This window comes from Haliea sp. E17 (assembly GCF_048323675.1).
GTDB lineage: Bacteria > Pseudomonadota > Gammaproteobacteria > Pseudomonadales > Halieaceae > Mangrovimicrobium.
This window is the reverse complement of record NZ_JBLWFK010000002.1, coordinates 268,629-286,644: the sequence shown is the minus strand read 5'-3', so window position 1 is coordinate 286,644 and position 18,016 is coordinate 268,629. Positions and strand designations below refer to the sequence as shown.

Below are 18,016 nucleotides of genomic sequence, written 5' to 3'. Positions count from 1 at the left end.
CCGATGCCATTCAGGGGGTGTACCAGATCGGCGAGGTATAGGCCCGCTCCTGGATGACGGCGGGCACGTCTGTCGGTAACGGCGTCCCGTAGAAGGCACTGTCGTAGGTAGTCCAGCGCGGCGTCGGAATTTCCAGCACGCGGGTGTAGTAGAACGCGCGCTGGCCCGGGTCGAAATCCGGGTCCCGCCAGACCGCGCCCAGTTGTACGCTGCCCACGCTGTTGCTCCAGGTAGCGGTCCTGGTGTCCACCGTCGAGGCCACCGCCGGTGCTATCTTGCCCTCAACCACCGCGCGCTGGCCAGACAGCGCAACGTCGTAGACCCGCTCCTGTGGCTGGCCACTGTCGTCCAGCCAGCCCTTGACCACCTGGAGCCGCTCCAGGTTGGCGCCGTCAGGGTCCTTGCCCGCGACGATCAGGAACGCGGGTGCACTGCCCGCCGGCGCGTCGTGCAAATCACCACCCATGGGAACGCCCCGCGCATAGCCGTTTGCCGCGAAATCCGGGCTCAGTTCATCGCCGGGCGCAAAAGACCAGCCGCCGAAGAAGCGCACCGCCATGCGCGAACCGGTCGTGGCATAGACCTCGCGCCGCTCCATGGCGGCGAATATCGCCTCGCGGGTATTCTCCCTCGCCCAGACGCCGGTATAGCCCGAGGCGGAAAAATTCGCCTTGGAAATGCCGAAGATATCCCACATCGCCTGCGCCCGTTGCGCGGAGGGCTCGTCGTCACCGAACTTGCCCATGAAATTGTTCTCGCGCACCGCCGGCATCCCGGTGTGGGTATCGCTGCTGCCGATCAATCCGAGTTTGAAGGGATTGGTGCCGAGCTGCCCCGCATGCACCAGCCCCTGCTTCAGCGCGGAGCGGGCGTATTCGTACTGCAGCATTTCCGGCTGTTTGGGCATGTTCTGCAGGTTGCCGAAATCCATGGTCTCGAAATCGGCGTAAGGATCGTCCGGGGACAACAGCGGGTGGGTTTCCGCATCGCCCTTGATCTGGGTCGCCTCGTAAAGGGGCTCCCACCTGGCGCGCGTCCTTGCGTACTCCGGGCTGAAGGGATTGCCATCGGAGTCCGCACTGGCAAACATCCTGCCGTTGGACAGGTTGCCGTTGTGGGGAATTGCCAGCACCTCGCCGCCGGTGCTGTCCTCGTAGCCCTGCAGATACTGCCACAGGTCTTCCGGCCTGGCGCTGTCCGCCATGGTAAAGGGACGGACCCGGGACACGGTCTCCTGGGCGTCGCGGAAAACGACAATCCGGTGCAGGTTGTCGCCCCTGGCCATACCTGTCCATTCGTAACCGATAAAGGCCGTAAACTTGCCGGGCTCATTGAAACGCTCCGCGGCCTCCATGGTCTGGCGCCAGGCATCCGCCATGATTCCGGACTGGTCCAGAGGCGGCACCCCTGCCGGCGGCCGGTACAGCTGGACCAGCAATTTCTGGGCGTTGGCGAAGTTTTCACGCACCTGCCGGAGGATCGACAGCCAGCGCGAACCATCGGGCTGTGACATGATCCGCGGGTCCTCGTTGAATACCGCCGGGTAGACACCGAGGAACTCGGCGTGGTCCGCAACGACGAGGAAGTCCAGCGCCCGGCCCAGCCTGACCGGCTCACCGAGATTGCCGGTGATGGTCTCGCCGCGGGCGAGCCGGTAGGTCTCCTCCGGGCCCACCCGCGAGGTACCGTTGAGGCTCGCATCGAATGACAGCGCCGTGTGCACGTGGGCGTCACCCCAGTAGAGATTGTCGGGGTAGTTGCGCCCGACGTAGGGCGAATAGTCAGCCCTCTCCTCACCGGCGGCCAAGGCCCAGCTACTGGCGGCGGGAATACCCACAACCAGCACAGCGACCAGCGTGCGACCGTGATGAATGAGCTGCTTCATGGCCCTGCGCAGTGCGGTCCTTGTCGGTAATTCTTCGTGTATAGCGCTCATCTCGATCAGCTCTCCACCCGGTTATTCTGGATTATTGATGGGAGCGATCCATTCCCCCGAAGCCCGATGCTAGTCCGGCATTGCCTCGCAGACTTGACCAATCCGGACACCCTGCGGCGCCAGACAAATATAATCGGACATATGTCTTAATGTCCGAAAATATCAAGCAAAATGACAAAGCCTTAATGCAGACTACACTGGCCTGACCAGTTGAGTGAATTTCGATCGGTCGGACCACGACGATAATTAATAAAATGCGGAGTCCACCATGCACAGACACTGTATACCCACTTCTCCAGGCCCTTCATCCCTGAATTGCACACTGGCCGGAATCGGGATGCGCGCGGCGGCGCCGGGATCGAGATCGTAAGCGACGTATTCGTCCAGGGAAATCAGCCCGTCTGCGTTACTGTCATGCAACTGCATGACCGCCGCCTGCATGGGATGCAACTCGGCCAGGGCGACCCTGCCGTCACCATCCCTGTCGAGCGCCTCCCATGCCGGTTGCACCCGCTGCGGATCGGGTTCGAGGGACAGGCCGGGTATGGCAGCGCCCATCAGCAGCAGTGAAGTCATCAGGGATGTTGTTTTTATTATCGTCTCCCGGGAAAGGTTATCGTATTGGGACTGCCAACGGGGGACCTGCATCCATCAACATGGGTGAGCGGCCCCCTGTGGACAGGGTCGGCGGCGCGCTAGCGAGCGGGCGCCGCGATAAGCTGTTGCAGTTGCTCGACCAGGCCTGCCGATGCCGCGGGGCGCGCTGTGTAGTCCGCCTCGATGGGCACGATCGTGATATAGCCCTCTGCATACAGGGTGCTGTCGGAGTTCGCCACGTCCGCCTCCTTGACCAGGCCACCATTGACGCGCGTGGAACTCGCCGTAGCGCCTACCGGCATGTTGACGCAGTCGCCCTCGCAGGCCAGCGAAAGACTGATGCTGCCGCCCAGTTGCCCGATGTAGAGCAGGCGACCCTGGCTGGCGATGCGCTCACCCCTGGGTTCGACCGGGGGATAGTTGATATTCAGGCCCAGGCCGGCAGGCAGCAATGGTGCCTCACCCTTGGCAAAGGCCGGCGCCGCCGCCAGCTTGTCGACCAGGGCGACCACGTAGTCGGCAATTTCGCTGCAGGCTGCGGGAATGTCATTGGGATCCGGAATGACCGCGTCCTCGGGGGATTCGGCTTCCTTGAAGCGGCAGCGCTTGTCGGTGCTGATGGCGATAGCGGGCACGGAATCCCCGAGCATCCGGCCCATGGCGACAATCGCGGCACCCACCGTGCCGGACACCTGGGTGGCCGGGCCGATGTTGGCGCCGTCGTTGATACCGGAGATCAACAGGTCCGGCGCGCCCTTGCCCCGCTGGCCGGCGATATCCAGCGCAATCATGCCGGAGGTCGCCGGTTCCGCACTGCCCTTCTCCGTGGCCACCGAATAGATACCCTCGCCGTGCTTTTTGATCACCAGCGGGTCCATGTTGATCGAGGCACTGCTGCCGCTTTCGCCACTGTAGGGACCGGCCAGCGTCACCGTGTGCCCGGCCTTGCCCAGTGCATTGAACAGCGCATGGATGCCGTAGGTCGACCAGCCATCGTCGTTGGTCAGGGCGATGTTCAGGCCGGGGGAGGCGTTACTGGCCACACTGGCCAGTGATCCCAGTAATACCGTCAGGGGTGCAATTTTTTTCATCGATTTTTCTCGGTTGGTAGTAAAACAACCGGGCATCTGGTGCGCCCGGCACTTGCAAATGTCATTGCTCCCACGGCCGTTCGGCGCCGAACAACCTGCGCAATTCCTTTTTAGCCAGTTTACCGGAAGGCAGGCGCGGCAACTCACGAACGAACTGGTAGCTGCGCGGACAGGTAACCGCGGAAATTCGCTCCCGGCACCAGCTGTCGAGGCTCTCCCGCATTCCCTCGCCAGCGTCGTCCCAGTCGCGCGGTTGAACGATGGCTTTGACCTCCTCGCCGTATTCGGGGTTGGGGATGCCGATAACCGCAACGTCGATCACGCCGGGATGCAGGATCAAGGCGTCCTCGATCATCTGCGGGTAGATATTCACGCCACCGGAAATGATCATGAAATCCTTGCGGTCGGTGAGGAACAGGTAACCCTCGGCATCGACGTGGCCGATATCGCCGACGGTAAACCACTGGGAATGCTGCGGGTGCCGGGCGGCGTCGGTTTTGGCGGCGTCGTTGAGGTAATCGAAACCTCTGCCGGCCGCCACTTCGAAGTACACCAGGCCGTCCTCCCCCACCGCCAGCTCGGCTCCGCTTTCATCGCAGATGTGAATGGTTCCCTGGATCGACTTGCCCACCGAACCCGGTTTGCGCAGCCATTCCTCGGCGCGGATGTAGGTGGAACCGATGTTCTCGGTGGCACCGTAATACTCGTCGATGATCGGCCCCCACCAGTCGATCATCTGCTGCTTGATCCCCACCGGACAGGGCGCGGCCGCATGCAGGACAAATTTCAGCGAAGAGAGGTCTGCCGCGTCGCGTTCCGCCTGCGGCAGCGCCAGCAGGCGCACGAACATGGTGGGCACGAACTGGGCGGCGACCACCCCATACCTGCCGATGGCCTGCAGCGCGGCCGAGGCATCGAACTTGCGCAGGGTCACGAAGGTGCCCCCCAGTCGATGGGTGACCAGCATGTTCGCCAGCGGTGCGCCGTGATAGACCGGCCCGGCGTTGAAGGTCACCAGCGGGTCGAAGTGCTGGTACAGCCCGGTGCCGCTGTCCGAGGGCGACAGTTCGTCGATCGGCCCGGGCTGGAACTTGTGCATGATGCCCTTGGGCCTGCCGGTGCTGCCGCTCGAATAAAGGAAGTGATAGCCGGCGATTTCATCGGCCACCGGCTTACAGGGCATCGCAGCCGCGGCCTCCCAGAGGACCTCTGATCCGTGCAGGTTGCCCGCCCCCACCGAGAATACCTGTTCCACCCGCGGGATCAGCTCCGCCCTCCCGGCAGCCAGTGCCAGCGGGGTATCCCCCACCTCGGCACAGCTGATAAACAGGCGCGCGCCGCTGTCATTGATGATATAGGCGGCCTCCTCCGGTTTCAGGTGGGACGACAGCAGGGCCATGAACAGGCCCGAACGCTGCGCAGCCCAGTAGACCCGGGGGAAATCCAGGCTGTTCCTGAGCATCACCGCAATCCGGTCGCCCGGGCGCAGGCCGTGGTACCGGAACAGCTGCGCCAGACGGTTGGAGTCCTCGTCCAGCTCGCGGTAGCTCAGCACTTCACCGGTATCGGCAATCACGAAGGCCGCGCGATCGGGGTGGCTGAGGGCATGCTTGCAGGGGTGCATACAGGGCTTCTCCCGGTTTACAGGCGGCCGGAGGCCAGCACGGCATTCAGCAGCTTGCCGGCATTCATTTCCGCGGCCGCCTTGAATTCGTAAAACTCATTGGGGTTGTCGTTGCCGACCACATCGCTGATCGCGCGGATCTGGGCGCAGGAGGCGCGGTTGGCCCAGCAGACCTGGGCGATGGCTGCGCTCTCCATGTCCACCGAGGCGCTGCCCCAGGTGTCTCGAATGAACGCGGCCAGGTCGGCGTCGTCGTTGAAGGCCATGCCCGAGGTACCGACACTGCCGACCAGCACCTTCGCGGAGGCGCCCTCTGCGTTGACCAGTCCCAGCCCTTCGGCGCTGTCGCCGACCAGGGCGACCAGGTCCGCGTCCATCAGGTAGAAATCCTGCTCGACCGGTTGCGTCTCGCCCTCGCGCAGGGTGCGCATGGCGTAGGGAAAGAAACCGCCGTAGTGCACCGCGGAAATACGCGCCCGCATGAAGGGTGGAATCCGGTAGCCTTCACTGGTGCCGGCGTCCCGACTGAAGCGCCCGCCGTATTCGTAGTAGTGCCACTTGAGCGGCACGCTGAGATCGCCTTTATGCAGGCTCGGGTCGAGCCCCCCCGCCACGCCGGAAAACAGCAGGTGGCGGATCGGGTAGTGATCGAAGGCAAGCTGCGTAGTCATCGCCGCGTTGGTGAGGCCGATCCCGGTCTTGAACACCACGATGTCCTGCCCGTGCACCCGGCCGATATGGAACTCCACGCCGTTGTGGGTCTCGACGCGGTCGATAACCTCGCCGTCGAGGCCGGCGAGGATATTGTCAAACTCGCCCTGGTAGGCCGCGACCAGGGCGATGTAGTGCGGCTCCCCGCCCTGCTCCAGCGCCGCACAGGCGAGTAGCTGGCTCAGCAGCAGGACCATTACAATGTGCTTCAAATATCGCATTCATGCGCTCCCGTGGTTGATATCGTGCTTTGGCAAACAGGATGCGGAGCCGGCCTCAGCCCCTTTGCCCGCCGTCGACGCGCAGGATAGCACCTGTGGTGAAGGAAGACGCGCTGCTGGCGAGCATTAGTACAGCGGGAATGATTTCCAGCGGCTGTCCGGGACGTTGCGCCGCATTGTTGAAGCCGGCTATGACCTCCTCGGTCCAGTCCTCGTGGGCGCCGGTCATGAACGGACCCGCGGAGATCGCGTTGACGCGCACCGCGGGCGCAAACTCCCGGGCGAGGGACACCGTCATGGCGTTGAGGGCGGCCTTGGCGCCGCCATAGGGCACCGCCCCGGGCAGCGCCATCAGCGCCCCGGTGGAACTGATGTTGATGATACTGCCGCCCCCATCCTCGCGCATGCGCTGGCCCACCAGGCTCGCCAGGCGAAACGGGCCCTTGAAATTGAGGTTCATCACCGCGTCGAACAGCTTCTCGCTGACCTCGGCACTGGGACAGGCCGGTGACATACCGGCATTGTTGATGAGAATGTCCAGCCGACCGAAGGCCGCGTAGACGGCCTCGACCAGCGCGTCGCACTGCTCCCAGCGGCCGAGGTGGGCGGCGACAGCCAGTGCCCTTACGCCGGACTGCCGCGCTTCTTCTGCCACGGCCTCGCAGTTTTCCAGCTTGCGGCTGGCGATAACCACATCGGCACCGCGCGCGGCCAGCGCCAGCACCATTTCCCGGCCAAGGCCCCGGGACCCACCGGTCACCAGCGCCACCTTGCCCGTGAAATCCAGCAGGGGGTCCATCGTCAATCCTCCAGCATGTGCGCCCATTTCTGCTTCGCCTGCTCCAGCCGTGTCGGGATGTGGTCCGTGGGAAACAGGCCCTCCGCGGGCTTCGCCTGTTTCAGCAGCGCTTTGGCCACCTGCACCTGGTGTACCTCGGTGGGACCATCCGCCACGGCCAGGGTGGGGGCCCCCGCCCACAACTTGGCCAGCGGCGTCTCCAGGGAGACACCGAGTGAGCCGTGCAAGTGTACCGCGCGTTTGGCCACCTCGTAGAACACCTTGCCCAACTGGATCTTGCACATGCCGATGTGCGTGCGGGCCGCGCCGTGCGGCTGGGTATCGATCATCCAGGCGGTTTTCAGCACCAGCAGGCGGAACTGCTCCAACTCCACCGCGGAATCCGCGATCATGCCCTGGACGAACTGGTGGTCCGCCAGCCGCTTGCCTTTGGTCTGCCGCGACAGCGCGCGTTCCAGCATCATGTCCAGTGCACGCTGCAGCAACCCCACGGTGCGCATGCAGTGGTGGATGCGCCCGCCGCCGAGCCGCGCCTGGGCCACCCGGAAGGCGCCCCCCGGCTCGCCGAGCATGGCGTCCGCCGGCACACGCACCTTGTCATAGCGAATGAACGCGTGAATACCGTCATCGATCGACGCATCCGCCGAGTCGGACATGATCTTGGTATTGCGTATGATCTCGATACCTGGCGTACTGGCGTCCACCAGGAACATCGACATGCGTTCATGGGGCTGGTTCTCCGGGTTGGTTACCGCCATCACGATCAGGAACTCGGCGTAGCGGGCATTGGAGGAGAACCACTTGTAGCCGTCGAGCACCCACTCGTCGCCCTCCCGCCAGGCCTTGCACTCGAACTCCAGCGGGTCCGCCCCGGCCTGGGGCTCGGTCATCGAAAAGCAGGAGACGATATCCCCCGCCATCAGCGGGTCGAGGTAGCGCCGCTTCTGCTCCTCGGTACCGAACATGGCAAGAATCTCCGCGTTGCCGGTATCCGGCGCCTGGGTGCCGAAGATGGTTGGCGCCCAGTTGGAGCGGCCGATAATCTCGTTCATCAGCGCCAGCTTCAACTGGCCGTAACCCGGACCACCGAGGTCCGGTCCGAGATGGCAAGCCCACAGGCCCTGCTCCCTGACCCTGTCCTGCAAGGGCCGTACGATACGGCGCGCCCTGCTGTTCTTCACGTCGTACATGTCGGCCGCGCTGGGAAACAGCAGGTCGACCAGCTCGCACTCCTCGCGCACGAAGGTGTACATCCAGTCGAGTTTTTCCTGGAACTCGGGTTCGACGCTGAAATCGATCATTGGGGTTACCTCGTAAATTTATGTTATTGGTTTGGCAGTGGTTCGCCGCACTCCGGATTACCGAACGAGGTCATTGCCAAACCTTGATGCCGCACCGGGCGCGCATACAGCGGTATTCCGTTTGCAGAAACCGTGAGGCGACAGGACGTCGCCGACCGAGCCTGCACACGGACGTGCGCTTTTTGGCGTGTTTCTGCAAACGGAATACCGCTGTAGGCGCTGAATGACGCTCGAAACAACAATCAGCAACAACGCCGAATATGCTCCGCCGCAGAGGAAAAACACTCCGCGACAATATCCGCGAACCAGTCACCGACCTTCGAGTCGATCTTGCCAATCGCCGCCTGCGCCACCTTGTACTCCATGATGCAGCCCGCCTTGAAACGCGCTAGTACCAGGTAGTAATCCAGGTGGCTGACATCGCGCCCGGTGCCCGCCGCATAGTAGCGGGCGAGTTCCTGCCGGGTGGGCCAGTTGCTGGTATCGTGCAGGGATGTCGGTGCCACGTCCGGCATGCGCTCATCGCGCAGGCCGCTGAAAAACCCGCCGATGTCCACCATCGGGTCGCCAATGGTGGACAGCTCCCAGTCGATCAGCGCATTGAGCTTCGCTGGCGGCTCGTGGGCGAACAGCATGTTCGGCGTACCGAGGTCGCTGTGGATGATGCCGGGTTTCTGTGCCGGGGGAATGTGCTCGCGCAGCCACTGCTCGACCAGTTCATAGCCGGGTAACTTGCGCCCCGGATAGCCGTATTTTTCCTTGTAGGACGCCAGCTGGCCGGACCAGCGGTCCACCTGCCGTTCGAGGAAGTTGTCCGGCTTGCCGAAGCCCTCCAGCCCCACCGCCAGGTAATCCACGTTGGCCAGTGCGGTGAGCGCATCCACGACCGCATAGGGAATACGGTATTCCCAGGGCATCGCGTCGAAGGGTGCCGGGTGCACCACTTTCTGGTTGATCACCTGCCCGGACCAGCCCTCGACCTTCTCCATCACGTAGAACGGCGCGCCGACGACCGTTTCGTCCTCGCAGCTGGCATAGCAGTGCGGATGGGGCACGTCCGTGCCGGCCAGCGCCTTCAGTACCCGCGCCTCGCGCAGCACGGTGCGTTCGCTGCCCGGCGGGGGCACCTTCGGCGGACGCCGCATCACCATGCTGCCGGCGCCCCGGTCCAGGTTGATGACCACGTTGGAATAACCGCCGTGGATCAACTCGACCTGGAGCGGGCCGTCGCCCAGTTGCGGCAGGTTGTCGTCGAGCCAGCGGCTCAGCCGGGGAACATCTACCAGTTCTTCCAGCTTGTGTTGCAGTCCCATGTCGCTACCACCTTGTCGTTATCGTTGTGGGCTGGCGCGAGCCATCCTGCTTCAAATCGATCAATCAAAGCTGTCATTACTGCCGGAGTCTCGGTGCCGGTTCAGACGGGGTGCCACAGGGGGGCACCGCGCTCTTCCCGCAGGGATACGATCTCCCTGCCATCGATATCGGTGACGCCGTATTCCCGGGCGAGTTCGGCATTGATGAAGGTGCCACCGCTGCGGGCCATGAGCGCAGGATCGGCGGCCAGCGCGGCGATCACCCGGCCGGGGAATTCCGGCGAACTGCCGGCGGCGCTGTTGAGTTGCGCCGCCATACCCGGCACCGCCTCGAGGTTTTTCACCGCCCGCTCGGTGTAGGTAAAGCCCTGCCATAGCGATACGGAGGCAACGCCGTGGGGTTTCAGTTCAATGGCCATGTCCCGCGCCATGCGGTCGGTGGCGGTCTTGGTGGTACCGAAGATCACATCGTAGGTGTAGGTCACGCCCACATAACCGGAGAGCGCCACGATCAGGCCGCTGTTCTGCCGGACCATCAGCTTCGCCGCGTGGTGCGCAGCGACGTACGCCGCGCGCACGCCGGTATCGAAGATGGCCCAGTTGTCCAGGGACTTTTCCCAGAAGCCCTTGCGCTCGGTCATCTCGTCGGGGATCGCCATGGCGTTGTTGACCAGGATATCCAGCCGGCCCTGTTCTTTTTCGATACGATCGAACAGTGCTGCCAGCTGCCCATCAGAGGTGATATCCAGTTGCACCGCGATGGCGCGGCCACCGCGCGCAGCCACGGCGGCGACAGTTTCTTCCAGGGATCCGGGCAGCGCCTGGCCATCGGTCGCCAGGGTACGCCCGGTGACATAGACCGTGGCGCCCTGCTCCCCGAGCGCCAGCGCGATGCCCTTGCCGATGCCGCGGCTGGCACCGGTAATCACCGCAACTTTTCCGGCCAGGGCAGTCATGGTTCGGCCACCTCCTTCAGGGGATGCATTTGTTGCGCAGGTTTTCCAGCGGGCGCCGATAGGAAATGTCCTCCGGGCTGCGCGCGGCAACGCCGTTGATGGCGATGTCGGCAATGTCCGCGAACGGAATTTCCATGCTCGGTGCTGTTCCCGACCACTCGATGACATTGGTGCGCACGGCGATGCGCCAGGCACCGTCGCGACGCGCCAGGCGATCGACATAGCGCCCGCCAGCCAGCCAGTTGCTGTTATCGCGATTGCGGCCGACAAACAGGTAGTACGTCTCGCTGTGGGCGTTGTCGCCGTCCAGGTCGATGCTGACATTCAGCAGGCTGTGCTGGGTCGCGAACTGCCCGGCCTCGTGCATCGGCACCGCCCAGTCGTAGCAGTCTGCGGGGCTGCCGACGAAGGGCCCCGCGGCGATGGTTGCATCCGGGTGGAAGGCGGAGAGGAACAGCGCGCGATCGAAGCGATCCATGCCCCGGCTGAAGCGCATCAGGCACTCGTGGATGTCCTGCTTGTCCAGCAGCTCCTGCAAGCGGTCGAGGGGATTCTCAGCCATTGGCGGCCTCCCCGATGGGCTGCCAGATCGGTGCGCCGCGGGACTCCCGCAGCGAGGGGATCTCCCGGCCGTCGATATCGGTCACGCCGTACACCCGGGCCATTTCAGCGGTGATAAAGGTGCCGCCGGAATGCCGCATGACCTCGGGGTCCGCCGCCAGCGCCGCGATCACCCGGCCCGGGTGTTCCGGGCTGCAGGCGTCCTGGGGACGCGTCGCATCGCGCCCTGAAAGACCGGGAATACTGGCCAGGTTGCGCTCCGCGCGCTCGGTCAGGGTCAGGCCCTGCCACAGCGACAGCGAGCACACATGGTGCGGCGCGAGTTCCACCGCCATATCCCGGGCCATGCGGTCGACAGCGGACTTGCAGGTGCCGAAGATCGTGCCATAGGTGTAGCTGACACCGGTATAACCGGAGATCGCCACGATCAGGCCGGAACCCTGTGGCACCATCAGTTTCGCGGCGTGCCAGGCGGCGACGAAATTGGAGCGCACGCCGACATCGAACATCTGTAGGTTGGACAGCGGTTTTTCCCAGAAGCCACCGGGATCGGTGAGATCCTCCGGCAATGCGAAGGCATTGTTGACCAGGATGTCCAGCCGACCGGCTTCGCGTTTCACCTGTTCAAACAGGGCGGCGACCTGGTTGTCATCGCTGTGGTCCACCGCGACGGCGATACCGCGACCGCCGCGTTTCCGGCACTGGACGGCGGTTTCGCCCACCGTGCCGGGCAGTTCGTAGCTGTCGGGATGGAGCGTCCTGCCGGAGACATACACCGTGGCGCCCTGTTCCGCGAGCGCCAGGGCTATGCCCTTGCCGATGCCGCGGCTGGCGCCGGTGACGACAGCGACCTTGCCTGTCAGAGCCCCCATGGTTGTACCTCTCGAATCAGTCGTTATTGTTGTGCGCACATTGCCCAGGGGCAAGCGAAGCGCCCTGCGTGCTGCCGATCCAGTGTAGACCTTTACGCCCCATGATGGGGGCCGGGCTGGGATCAGGCGCTCCACACGCAGTGTGTACGGTAACGCAGACTACCTGCCGGGCAACCCGCGCGCTTGACTAATTCGGACAGGAATGATTTCTTGGCACTACCAGTGCAGAACGATAACAGTCATGGCGAACGCACAGAAAACGCCGCCGGCGGAAGATTTCGATACCGTCCACGCGACCCTGCTCAGTGATTACCCAGAACTCGTTCGCTCGCTGGGCGGCGACCCCCGGGCACTGATGTCCCGGGCGGGACTGCAGTGCCGCCCCGACGCGGCGAAGCGCCTGGAACCCACCTACCGCCAGCTCGCCGGCCTGCTGGAACTGTCGGCAAGGGAACTGGCCTGCCCGGACTTCGGCATGCGCCTGGCACAGCTGCAACACCTGGTCGAGGACGCCAGCCCCATAGGCAGGGTCATGCGCACCGCGGCCACTTTCGGCGACGCGCTGAATTTCGTCATAACCCACAACTACGCCCACAGCCTGGCCTCGCGGATATGGCTGCACCGGCTGGCCCCCGGCACAGTATTTGTCGGGCATGACCTGCTGATGGAAAGTATGGCGAGCCGTACCCAGGCGATCGAACAATTGCTGCTGGTCGGACACCTCAACGCCGTCGCCCTGACCAGCGGCCGCGCCCGGGTGCGGCAGGTCTATTTCCGGCACCAGCCGATCTCCGACCCGCGCAGCTACCAGCGCTACTTCGGCTGCGAGGTCCGCTTCGGCCAGAACGCCGATGGCGTCGCCTACTTCGATACTGACCTGGCGCAACCGATCACCCACCCGGATCGCCAGGCGCACGAAGCGCTGGTGGCGAAAATCGAACAGCACTTTACCCTGCGCCGGCCGCCGATCCACGCCGAGGTGCGCGGGGCCATCATGCGCCTGCTGGGTACCGGGCTGTGCGACAACCAGCGTGTCGCGGAGGACCTGCACCTGAACCTGCGCACCCTGCATCGGCGCCTGCGCGCCGAGGGCACCACCTTCCAGAAAGTGAAGGACGAGGTGCGTCGCGACATACTGCTCTACTGCCTGGAGCAGACCAGCCTGCCGTTTTCACGCATTTCGGAGCAGCTGGGCTTCTCCGAACAGGCGGTGATGACGCGCAAGTGCCGCATGTGGTTTGCGGCCTCGCCGACCCAGATCAGGCAATCCGGGCAGCACTGAGTCCGCGTTTCCCGGACCGGACACTGGCCGGGTTTGTTCACGGGACTACCACTGATCCAGCCTGCATGCGGTACCCACTCCGCGTGACCAGTCCATGTCCCGCTGGGCCGCAGCACTGGCAAACTCGTCCCGGACCTTCTAGGATAGCTGGCCTCGCTTCGCACGATTAAAAAAACTATTACGAGAGACCAGACAATGGCCATCGATCCAACCCATCCCGTACCGCCCCAGTTTCCCCGCATAGCTGGCAGGGACAACGTTCCCGACCATGTGGACCCCAACCTGATTTACGACGTGGGTATTCCCTGGTCGCCCAAATTCCTCGCCGCACCCCACGACTACATGGCGCAACTGCACGAGACCATGCCGCCGGTTTTCTACAACGTGAGCGACTACGGCAACCAGTGGAACCTGATCCGCCACGAAGACGCCTTCTTCATGCTGCGCCACCACGAGATTTTTTCCAATGAAGGCGCCACACCGTTTCCCCGGGACCCCGCGGATTACTACTACTTCATCCCCATCGAAATCGACCCGCCGGATCACCGAAAGTACCGCGCGATCCTCGATCCGACATTTTCTCCCAAGGGGGTCAAGGCACTGGAGGACAACATCCGCCAGCTGGCCAACGACCTGATCGACGAATTCATCGACGCGGGCGAATGCGAATACACCACGGCCTTTGGCCGCCCGCTGCCGGTCTCCGTGTTTCTCGACCTGATGGGTCTGCCGCAGGAAAAGCGCGACACCTTCGTCGAGTGGGCGATGGACCTGCTGCACTCCAACAATCCGCAGGTCATGGGCCAGGCAATGATCTCGATCACCGGCTACCTGAAGCAGGAGATCGAGGAAAAAACCCGCAACCCCGATGGCAAGGTGATCAGCCAGATCATCCACACCCAGGTGGACGGCCGGGCCATGACCCCGCCGGAGATTTTCGGCTTCGTGGTGTTCCTGTTTATCGGCGGTCTCGACACCGTATTCGCCACCCTCAACCTGATCTGGCTGTGGATGGCGGAACATCCCGAGCGGGTGAAGGAAATGATCGCCCACCCGGAGCAGATCGACGCCCAGGTGGAAGAACTACTGCGGGTGTGGTCGGTGACCTTCTCCGGCCGCATGCTCAAGGAGGACTACGAATTCCGCGGCGTGAAGATGAAAAAAGGCGACCGCATCACCTCGGTACTGCCCGCCTGCAACTACGACCCGGAGGTCTTCCCCAACCCCCAGGAAGTGGACTTCAGCCGTCGCCGCAAGCCAATTCTCGCCTTTGCCGGCGGCCCCCACAGCTGCATGGGTGCCCACCTCGCGCGGCTGGAAGTCAAGGTCGCCCTGCAGGAGTGGCTGCGCCGTATTCCGGAGTTCGAGCTCAAGCCGGATACCCGGATCGAGTACCGCCCGGGCGGTGTCATCGGGCCGGAGCATGTCCCGCTGCAGTGGCAGACCGGTAACTGAATCCGGGGGGATACGACACATGGGCAACGCTACAGAATCGCGGGTGGCGGTAATCACCGGCGCCAGTTCCGGCATCGGCCGAGAAGCCGCCAAGGCACTCGCGCGCGATGGCTGGCGGGTATTCGCCATCGGCCGCAATCCCAAACGCTGCGCACAGGCGGAGGCAGAGATCAGCGCTGCGGCCGCAGATGCCGGCAGGGTCACCATGATCTGCGCGGACCTCGCGCTGCTGGCGGAAACCGCCAGGGCCGCGGAACAGATTCTCGCCAGTACCGACCGGGTGGACGCCCTGCTCAACAATGCCGGCGGCGTTACCGCGGAACGACACATTACCGCGGAAGGCAATGAAAACACGTTTGCCAGCAACCACCTGGGTCACTTCCTGCTGACGCAGAAGTTGTTGCCGCTGTTGCGCAACTCCGCCGCCCAGACAGCACCGGGCACCACACGGGTGGTCAGCGTATCTTCCACCGGCCACGAACATACCGAAGGGCTGGACTGGGACGACCTGCAGACCATGCGTGAATTTGTCTCCGGTGTGGCCTACTGCCGCGCCAAGCTGGCGAACATCCTGTTCACGCGGGAACTGGCCAGGCGACACGGGCCCGAGGGCATTACTGCGCTGGTCATGCACCCGGGCGTGGTACACAGCAATTTCGCCAGCCATGCGGAACCGGGCATGCAGGAATACATGAAAACCCTGGACGGCGAGACCCCCGAGGTCGCGGCCGACACGCTGATCTGGCTGGCCAGTGCCGCGGAACCCGGCACCCGTGCTGGCGAATATTTCTACCTGCGGGAAAGCATTCCCACCAGCGCCGCAGCCCAGGATGCTGCGGCGGCGGAAAAATTGTGGGAAGAGAGCGAGAAACTGGTCGCGGGTTGGTAGTCCCTGCGCTGATATTTCCGGCGGGCATAAAAAAGGCGGTGCTTGCGCACCGCCCGAATCAACCGCAACTGGACCTGTTGGGATTTGAGTACAGCGCCGCTCAGTCGCGCGCCAGAACCAGTTTGCCATCGCGCACGGGAATGGTCGCTCCTGGATCGTAATCCATCTGTACCTTGCCGGTTTCGCCATTGAGTTCGTAGGTTACGTTGTAGGCCACAGTCCGCTCGCTGACATCCTGGACCGTGTTGCAACGGCGTTCGGTGGTCTGGTAGGTGTCGCCGGCCTGCATGTTCTCCTGCACCTTGTTGCCGGTGTAGCCGCCGACGACCGCACCGGCCACCTTGGCGCCCGTGTTCTTGCCACCGCCGCCAAGCGCATCACCCGCCAGTGCTCCGCCCACGGCGCCGATCAGCGTACCGGCGATGCGGTGCTGGTCCTGCACCGGCTTCTGGCGGGTGACGACAACATTCTCGCACTCTTCACGGGGATTCGATATGCGTTCAGTGACCGGCGCTACCGACACAACATCAGCGTAGTCCGGCCCGGATACCATACGGTATCCGGCGATACTCCCAGCCGCAGTGGCGACTGCGACGCCGAGGACGGTTCCGGTGAGCATGGACTTGTTCATAGTGATTCTCCATTCATCTTTGTAGTGTGGTTTGCGTGGATTTCCGTCCCCCGCAAGCACCTTTCCAGTTGTGCAATTCCCGGGAAAACGGAACATTCTGCCACTATGACCCCATTGACGCCGGTGAAATCCGCGCATTTTTACCACTATTCATCGGGAATAAGCCGGCCCCGCAATCGTTCCCTCGATTGTTCAAAAAATGGCCAAATCGTGATTTTCTGCTACGCTGAAGAGCGACATACGTCTTTGCCCGCCGCACCGTGGGCCCTCTCGAGGTGTCAGAAAGGGGCCTTTAAACGCCGCGGGCAGAGGGCTACAGCATGGCTGGCAACTGGTCGTCCTACACTGCGTACCCGGGGGCGGACCCTCCCCCCTTTGCACCTCCGCCCCTGGAAAACAGATTGCTCTGTTTCTGCGCCGGTGGGTCTTTCGAAAACAGTCTCACCGAGGCCCTGCGCAAGGGTGGCTGGGAACTGTATACCGCCGAATCCGCTGAACAGGCCGAATCACTCGGTGCGCAACTGGGCATACCCGTTGGCCTGCTGTTTCTCGAAGGTGAAATGAGCGAAGCGGCGATCCAGGCCACCTACGCCGTGGTAAACAGCTGTGCGGATACCTTGTGGCTGGCCCTGCTTAGCGACCGCCAGCGGATGAGCGATGAAGTCTGCAACCTGGTGGCCACCTGCTGTAACGATTTCTTCACGCCACCCTACGACATACGGCGCATGGTCGAGACCATCGGCCACAGCGCGGGCCTGTCCCGGATACGCCACCGCAGCTTCACTTATCGCGGGCGCCCGAGCACATTTCACGGCATGGTCGGGCAAAGCCAGCCGATGCGGCGGCTCTACCGGCTCCTGAGCAAGGTGGCGCGTTCCGACGCGCCGGTCCTGTTGCGGGGGGAAACCGGAAGCGGCAAGGAGATGGCGGCACACGCCATTCACCGGATGTCCGAGCGCGCCGCGGGCCCCTTTGTCGCGGTGAATTGTGCGGCGCTCACACCGGCACAGCTGCAGTCAGAACTGTTTGGCGACCGGCGCAAGCCATCGACTGACACGGATCGCACTGCCGCCAGCCTGATCGAAGCGGCGCAAGGCGGCGTCCTGTTTCTCGACGAAGTCGGCTACCTGCCAGCTGAACAGCAGGCCCGGCTGTTGCGCCTGCTGGATGACAACGATGCGGAATTCGTGGGCGACAGGCTGCACGGCGCGCCGGACCTGCGCATCATAGCGTCGACCCATGAGGACCTGCTGGCGGCAATCAGCGAGGGCCGCTTTCGCGAAGACCTCTACTACCACCTGTGCGTGCTGAAAGTCGACATTCCCGCCCTGCGCGAGCGCGGTGACGATGTCGAACTGCTGGCGCACTACCTGTTGTTCCGTCACCGGGAGGACAGTGAATTCCAGCTGGTCAGGGGATTTGACTGGCAGGCTCTGGCCGCAATGCACTCCTACCCCTGGCCGGGCAACGTCCGCGAGCTGTTAAGCCGGGTGCGCAGTGCACTGGTACGGACCGATCACAACCTGCTGTCCGTCCAGGACCTGGGGCTGGCCAGGCCGGGGGCCTCCCCGGCCAATGCTGCCACCCTGGAGTTCAGCCGCGCGGAAAGTGACCGCCGCTGTATTGAACACGCGCTGGCCCACAATGCCAACAATATGTCGCGGGCGGCCCGGGACCTGGGTGTATCGCGCACCACACTCTACCGCCTGATGGATAAACTGGATATCGCTCCGCGGAAACTTTCACACTGAACCTGGCGGAGCGTCCCCCGACGGGG

General features: G+C 63.6%; 16 protein-coding genes. 4 read left to right on the top strand and 12 right to left on the bottom strand.

The features are described 5' to 3' along the window. Nucleotides 1-10: 10 nt before the first annotated feature. The 11 genes from ACNKU3_RS04430 to ACNKU3_RS04380 all read right to left on the bottom strand — a co-directional run bounded on the left by ACNKU3_RS04430 (nucleotide 11) and on the right by ACNKU3_RS04380 (nucleotide 11,982). Nucleotides 11-1,936 (bottom strand): DUF3604 domain-containing protein, encoded by a 1,926-nt coding sequence (locus ACNKU3_RS04430; RefSeq protein WP_418258207.1) that lies wholly within the window; start codon nucleotides 1,934-1,936, stop codon nucleotides 11-13. A 246-nt stretch (nucleotides 1,937-2,182) separates the two neighbouring features. Next, nucleotides 2,183-2,512, bottom strand: a complete 330-nt coding sequence (locus tag ACNKU3_RS04425; protein ID WP_418258206.1) for an EF-hand domain-containing protein — start codon at nucleotides 2,510-2,512, stop codon at nucleotides 2,183-2,185. 119 nt (nucleotides 2,513-2,631) lie between these two features. Further along, the gene (gene surE / locus ACNKU3_RS04420; RefSeq protein ID WP_418258205.1) at nucleotides 2,632-3,624 is read right to left on the bottom strand and encodes a 5'/3'-nucleotidase SurE; all 993 of its coding nucleotides are present in this window, start codon (nucleotides 3,622-3,624) and stop codon (nucleotides 2,632-2,634) included. 61 nt (nucleotides 3,625-3,685) lie between these two features. Further along, nucleotides 3,686-5,248 (bottom strand): AMP-binding protein, encoded by a 1,563-nt coding sequence (locus ACNKU3_RS04415; protein ID WP_418258204.1) that lies wholly within the window; start codon nucleotides 5,246-5,248, stop codon nucleotides 3,686-3,688. Between the two features lie 17 nt (nucleotides 5,249-5,265). Next, complete coding sequence (locus tag ACNKU3_RS04410; RefSeq protein WP_418258203.1) at nucleotides 5,266-6,180, bottom strand: 5'-methylthioadenosine/S-adenosylhomocysteine nucleosidase; 915 nt, start codon at nucleotides 6,178-6,180, stop codon at nucleotides 5,266-5,268. Between the two features lie 55 nt (nucleotides 6,181-6,235). Then, nucleotides 6,236-6,979, bottom strand: coding sequence for an SDR family NAD(P)-dependent oxidoreductase (locus ACNKU3_RS04405; protein WP_418258202.1), 744 nt, complete (start codon nucleotides 6,977-6,979; stop codon nucleotides 6,236-6,238). A gap of 2 nt (nucleotides 6,980-6,981) precedes the next feature. Next, entirely contained in the window at nucleotides 6,982-8,280 is a 1,299-nt protein-coding gene (locus ACNKU3_RS04400; protein WP_418258201.1) for an acyl-CoA dehydrogenase family protein, read from the bottom strand. A gap of 242 nt (nucleotides 8,281-8,522) precedes the next feature. Beyond that, a complete protein-coding gene (locus tag ACNKU3_RS04395) occupies nucleotides 8,523-9,593 on the bottom strand; it encodes a phosphotransferase family protein (protein ID WP_418258200.1) in 1,071 nt (356 codons plus the stop codon). Between the two features lie 101 nt (nucleotides 9,594-9,694). After that, nucleotides 9,695-10,549, bottom strand: coding sequence for an SDR family NAD(P)-dependent oxidoreductase (locus ACNKU3_RS04390; protein ID WP_418258199.1), 855 nt, complete (start codon nucleotides 10,547-10,549; stop codon nucleotides 9,695-9,697). Between the two features lie 16 nt (nucleotides 10,550-10,565). Next, on the bottom strand, nucleotides 10,566-11,111 hold the full coding sequence (locus tag ACNKU3_RS04385) for a nuclear transport factor 2 family protein (RefSeq protein ID WP_418258198.1): 546 nt from the start codon (nucleotides 11,109-11,111) through the stop codon (nucleotides 10,566-10,568). Beyond that, nucleotides 11,104-11,982, bottom strand: a complete 879-nt coding sequence (locus ACNKU3_RS04380; RefSeq protein WP_418258197.1) for an SDR family NAD(P)-dependent oxidoreductase — start codon at nucleotides 11,980-11,982, stop codon at nucleotides 11,104-11,106. The genes ACNKU3_RS04385 and ACNKU3_RS04380 overlap by 8 nt, the downstream gene beginning before the upstream one ends. 241 nt (nucleotides 11,983-12,223) lie before the next feature. On the opposite strand from ACNKU3_RS04380, the gene ACNKU3_RS04375 reads away from it, so the two are divergent. From ACNKU3_RS04375 to ACNKU3_RS04365, 3 genes are all read left to right on the top strand, one after another. Further along, nucleotides 12,224-13,264 (top strand): AraC family transcriptional regulator ligand-binding domain-containing protein, encoded by a 1,041-nt coding sequence (locus ACNKU3_RS04375; RefSeq protein ID WP_418258196.1) that lies wholly within the window; start codon nucleotides 12,224-12,226, stop codon nucleotides 13,262-13,264. Nucleotides 13,265-13,459: 195 nt separating this feature from the next. Next, on the top strand, nucleotides 13,460-14,719 hold the full coding sequence (locus tag ACNKU3_RS04370) for a cytochrome P450 (RefSeq protein ID WP_418258195.1): 1,260 nt from the start codon (nucleotides 13,460-13,462) through the stop codon (nucleotides 14,717-14,719). A 19-nt stretch (nucleotides 14,720-14,738) separates the two neighbouring features. Next, complete coding sequence (locus tag ACNKU3_RS04365; RefSeq protein WP_418258194.1) at nucleotides 14,739-15,608, top strand: SDR family NAD(P)-dependent oxidoreductase; 870 nt, start codon at nucleotides 14,739-14,741, stop codon at nucleotides 15,606-15,608. Between the two features lie 100 nt (nucleotides 15,609-15,708). On the opposite strand, the gene ACNKU3_RS04360 is transcribed toward ACNKU3_RS04365, so the two are convergent. Continuing rightward, nucleotides 15,709-16,239: a glycine zipper 2TM domain-containing protein gene (locus ACNKU3_RS04360; RefSeq protein WP_418258193.1), complete on the bottom strand. Its 531-nt coding sequence runs from the start codon at nucleotides 16,237-16,239 to the stop codon at nucleotides 15,709-15,711. Between the two features lie 401 nt (nucleotides 16,240-16,640). On the opposite strand from ACNKU3_RS04360, the gene ACNKU3_RS04355 reads away from it, so the two are divergent. Further along, the gene (locus tag ACNKU3_RS04355; protein WP_418258192.1) at nucleotides 16,641-17,990 is read left to right on the top strand and encodes a sigma 54-interacting transcriptional regulator; all 1,350 of its coding nucleotides are present in this window, start codon (nucleotides 16,641-16,643) and stop codon (nucleotides 17,988-17,990) included. The last annotated feature ends 26 nt before the right edge of the window (nucleotides 17,991-18,016 follow it).

Excerpts from the sequence above, each read along its gene's own strand:
- ACNKU3_RS04430 (WP_418258207.1), bottom strand. The coding sequence starts at position 1,936 with ATGAGCGCTATACACGAAGAATTACCGACAAGGACCGCACTGCGCAGG.
- ACNKU3_RS04425 (WP_418258206.1), bottom strand. The coding sequence starts at position 2,512 with ATGACTTCACTGCTGCTGATGGGCGCTGCCATACCCGGCCTGTCCCTC.
- surE (WP_418258205.1), bottom strand. The coding sequence starts at position 3,624 with ATGAAAAAAATTGCACCCCTGACGGTATTACTGGGATCACTGGCCAGT.
- ACNKU3_RS04415 (WP_418258204.1), bottom strand. The coding sequence starts at position 5,248 with ATGCACCCCTGCAAGCATGCCCTCAGCCACCCCGATCGCGCGGCCTTC.
- ACNKU3_RS04410 (WP_418258203.1), bottom strand. The coding sequence starts at position 6,180 with ATGCGATATTTGAAGCACATTGTAATGGTCCTGCTGCTGAGCCAGCTA.
- ACNKU3_RS04405 (WP_418258202.1), bottom strand. The coding sequence starts at position 6,979 with ATGGACCCCCTGCTGGATTTCACGGGCAAGGTGGCGCTGGTGACCGGT.
- ACNKU3_RS04400 (WP_418258201.1), bottom strand. The coding sequence starts at position 8,280 with ATGATCGATTTCAGCGTCGAACCCGAGTTCCAGGAAAAACTCGACTGG.
- ACNKU3_RS04395 (WP_418258200.1), bottom strand. The coding sequence starts at position 9,593 with ATGGGACTGCAACACAAGCTGGAAGAACTGGTAGATGTTCCCCGGCTG.
- ACNKU3_RS04390 (WP_418258199.1), bottom strand. The coding sequence starts at position 10,549 with ATGACTGCCCTGGCCGGAAAAGTTGCGGTGATTACCGGTGCCAGCCGC.
- ACNKU3_RS04385 (WP_418258198.1), bottom strand. The coding sequence starts at position 11,111 with ATGGCTGAGAATCCCCTCGACCGCTTGCAGGAGCTGCTGGACAAGCAG.
- ACNKU3_RS04380 (WP_418258197.1), bottom strand. The coding sequence starts at position 11,982 with ATGGGGGCTCTGACAGGCAAGGTCGCTGTCGTCACCGGCGCCAGCCGC.
- ACNKU3_RS04375 (WP_418258196.1), top strand. The coding sequence starts at position 12,224 with ATGGCGAACGCACAGAAAACGCCGCCGGCGGAAGATTTCGATACCGTC.
- ACNKU3_RS04370 (WP_418258195.1), top strand. The coding sequence starts at position 13,460 with ATGGCCATCGATCCAACCCATCCCGTACCGCCCCAGTTTCCCCGCATA.
- ACNKU3_RS04365 (WP_418258194.1), top strand. The coding sequence starts at position 14,739 with ATGGGCAACGCTACAGAATCGCGGGTGGCGGTAATCACCGGCGCCAGT.
- ACNKU3_RS04360 (WP_418258193.1), bottom strand. The coding sequence starts at position 16,239 with ATGAACAAGTCCATGCTCACCGGAACCGTCCTCGGCGTCGCAGTCGCC.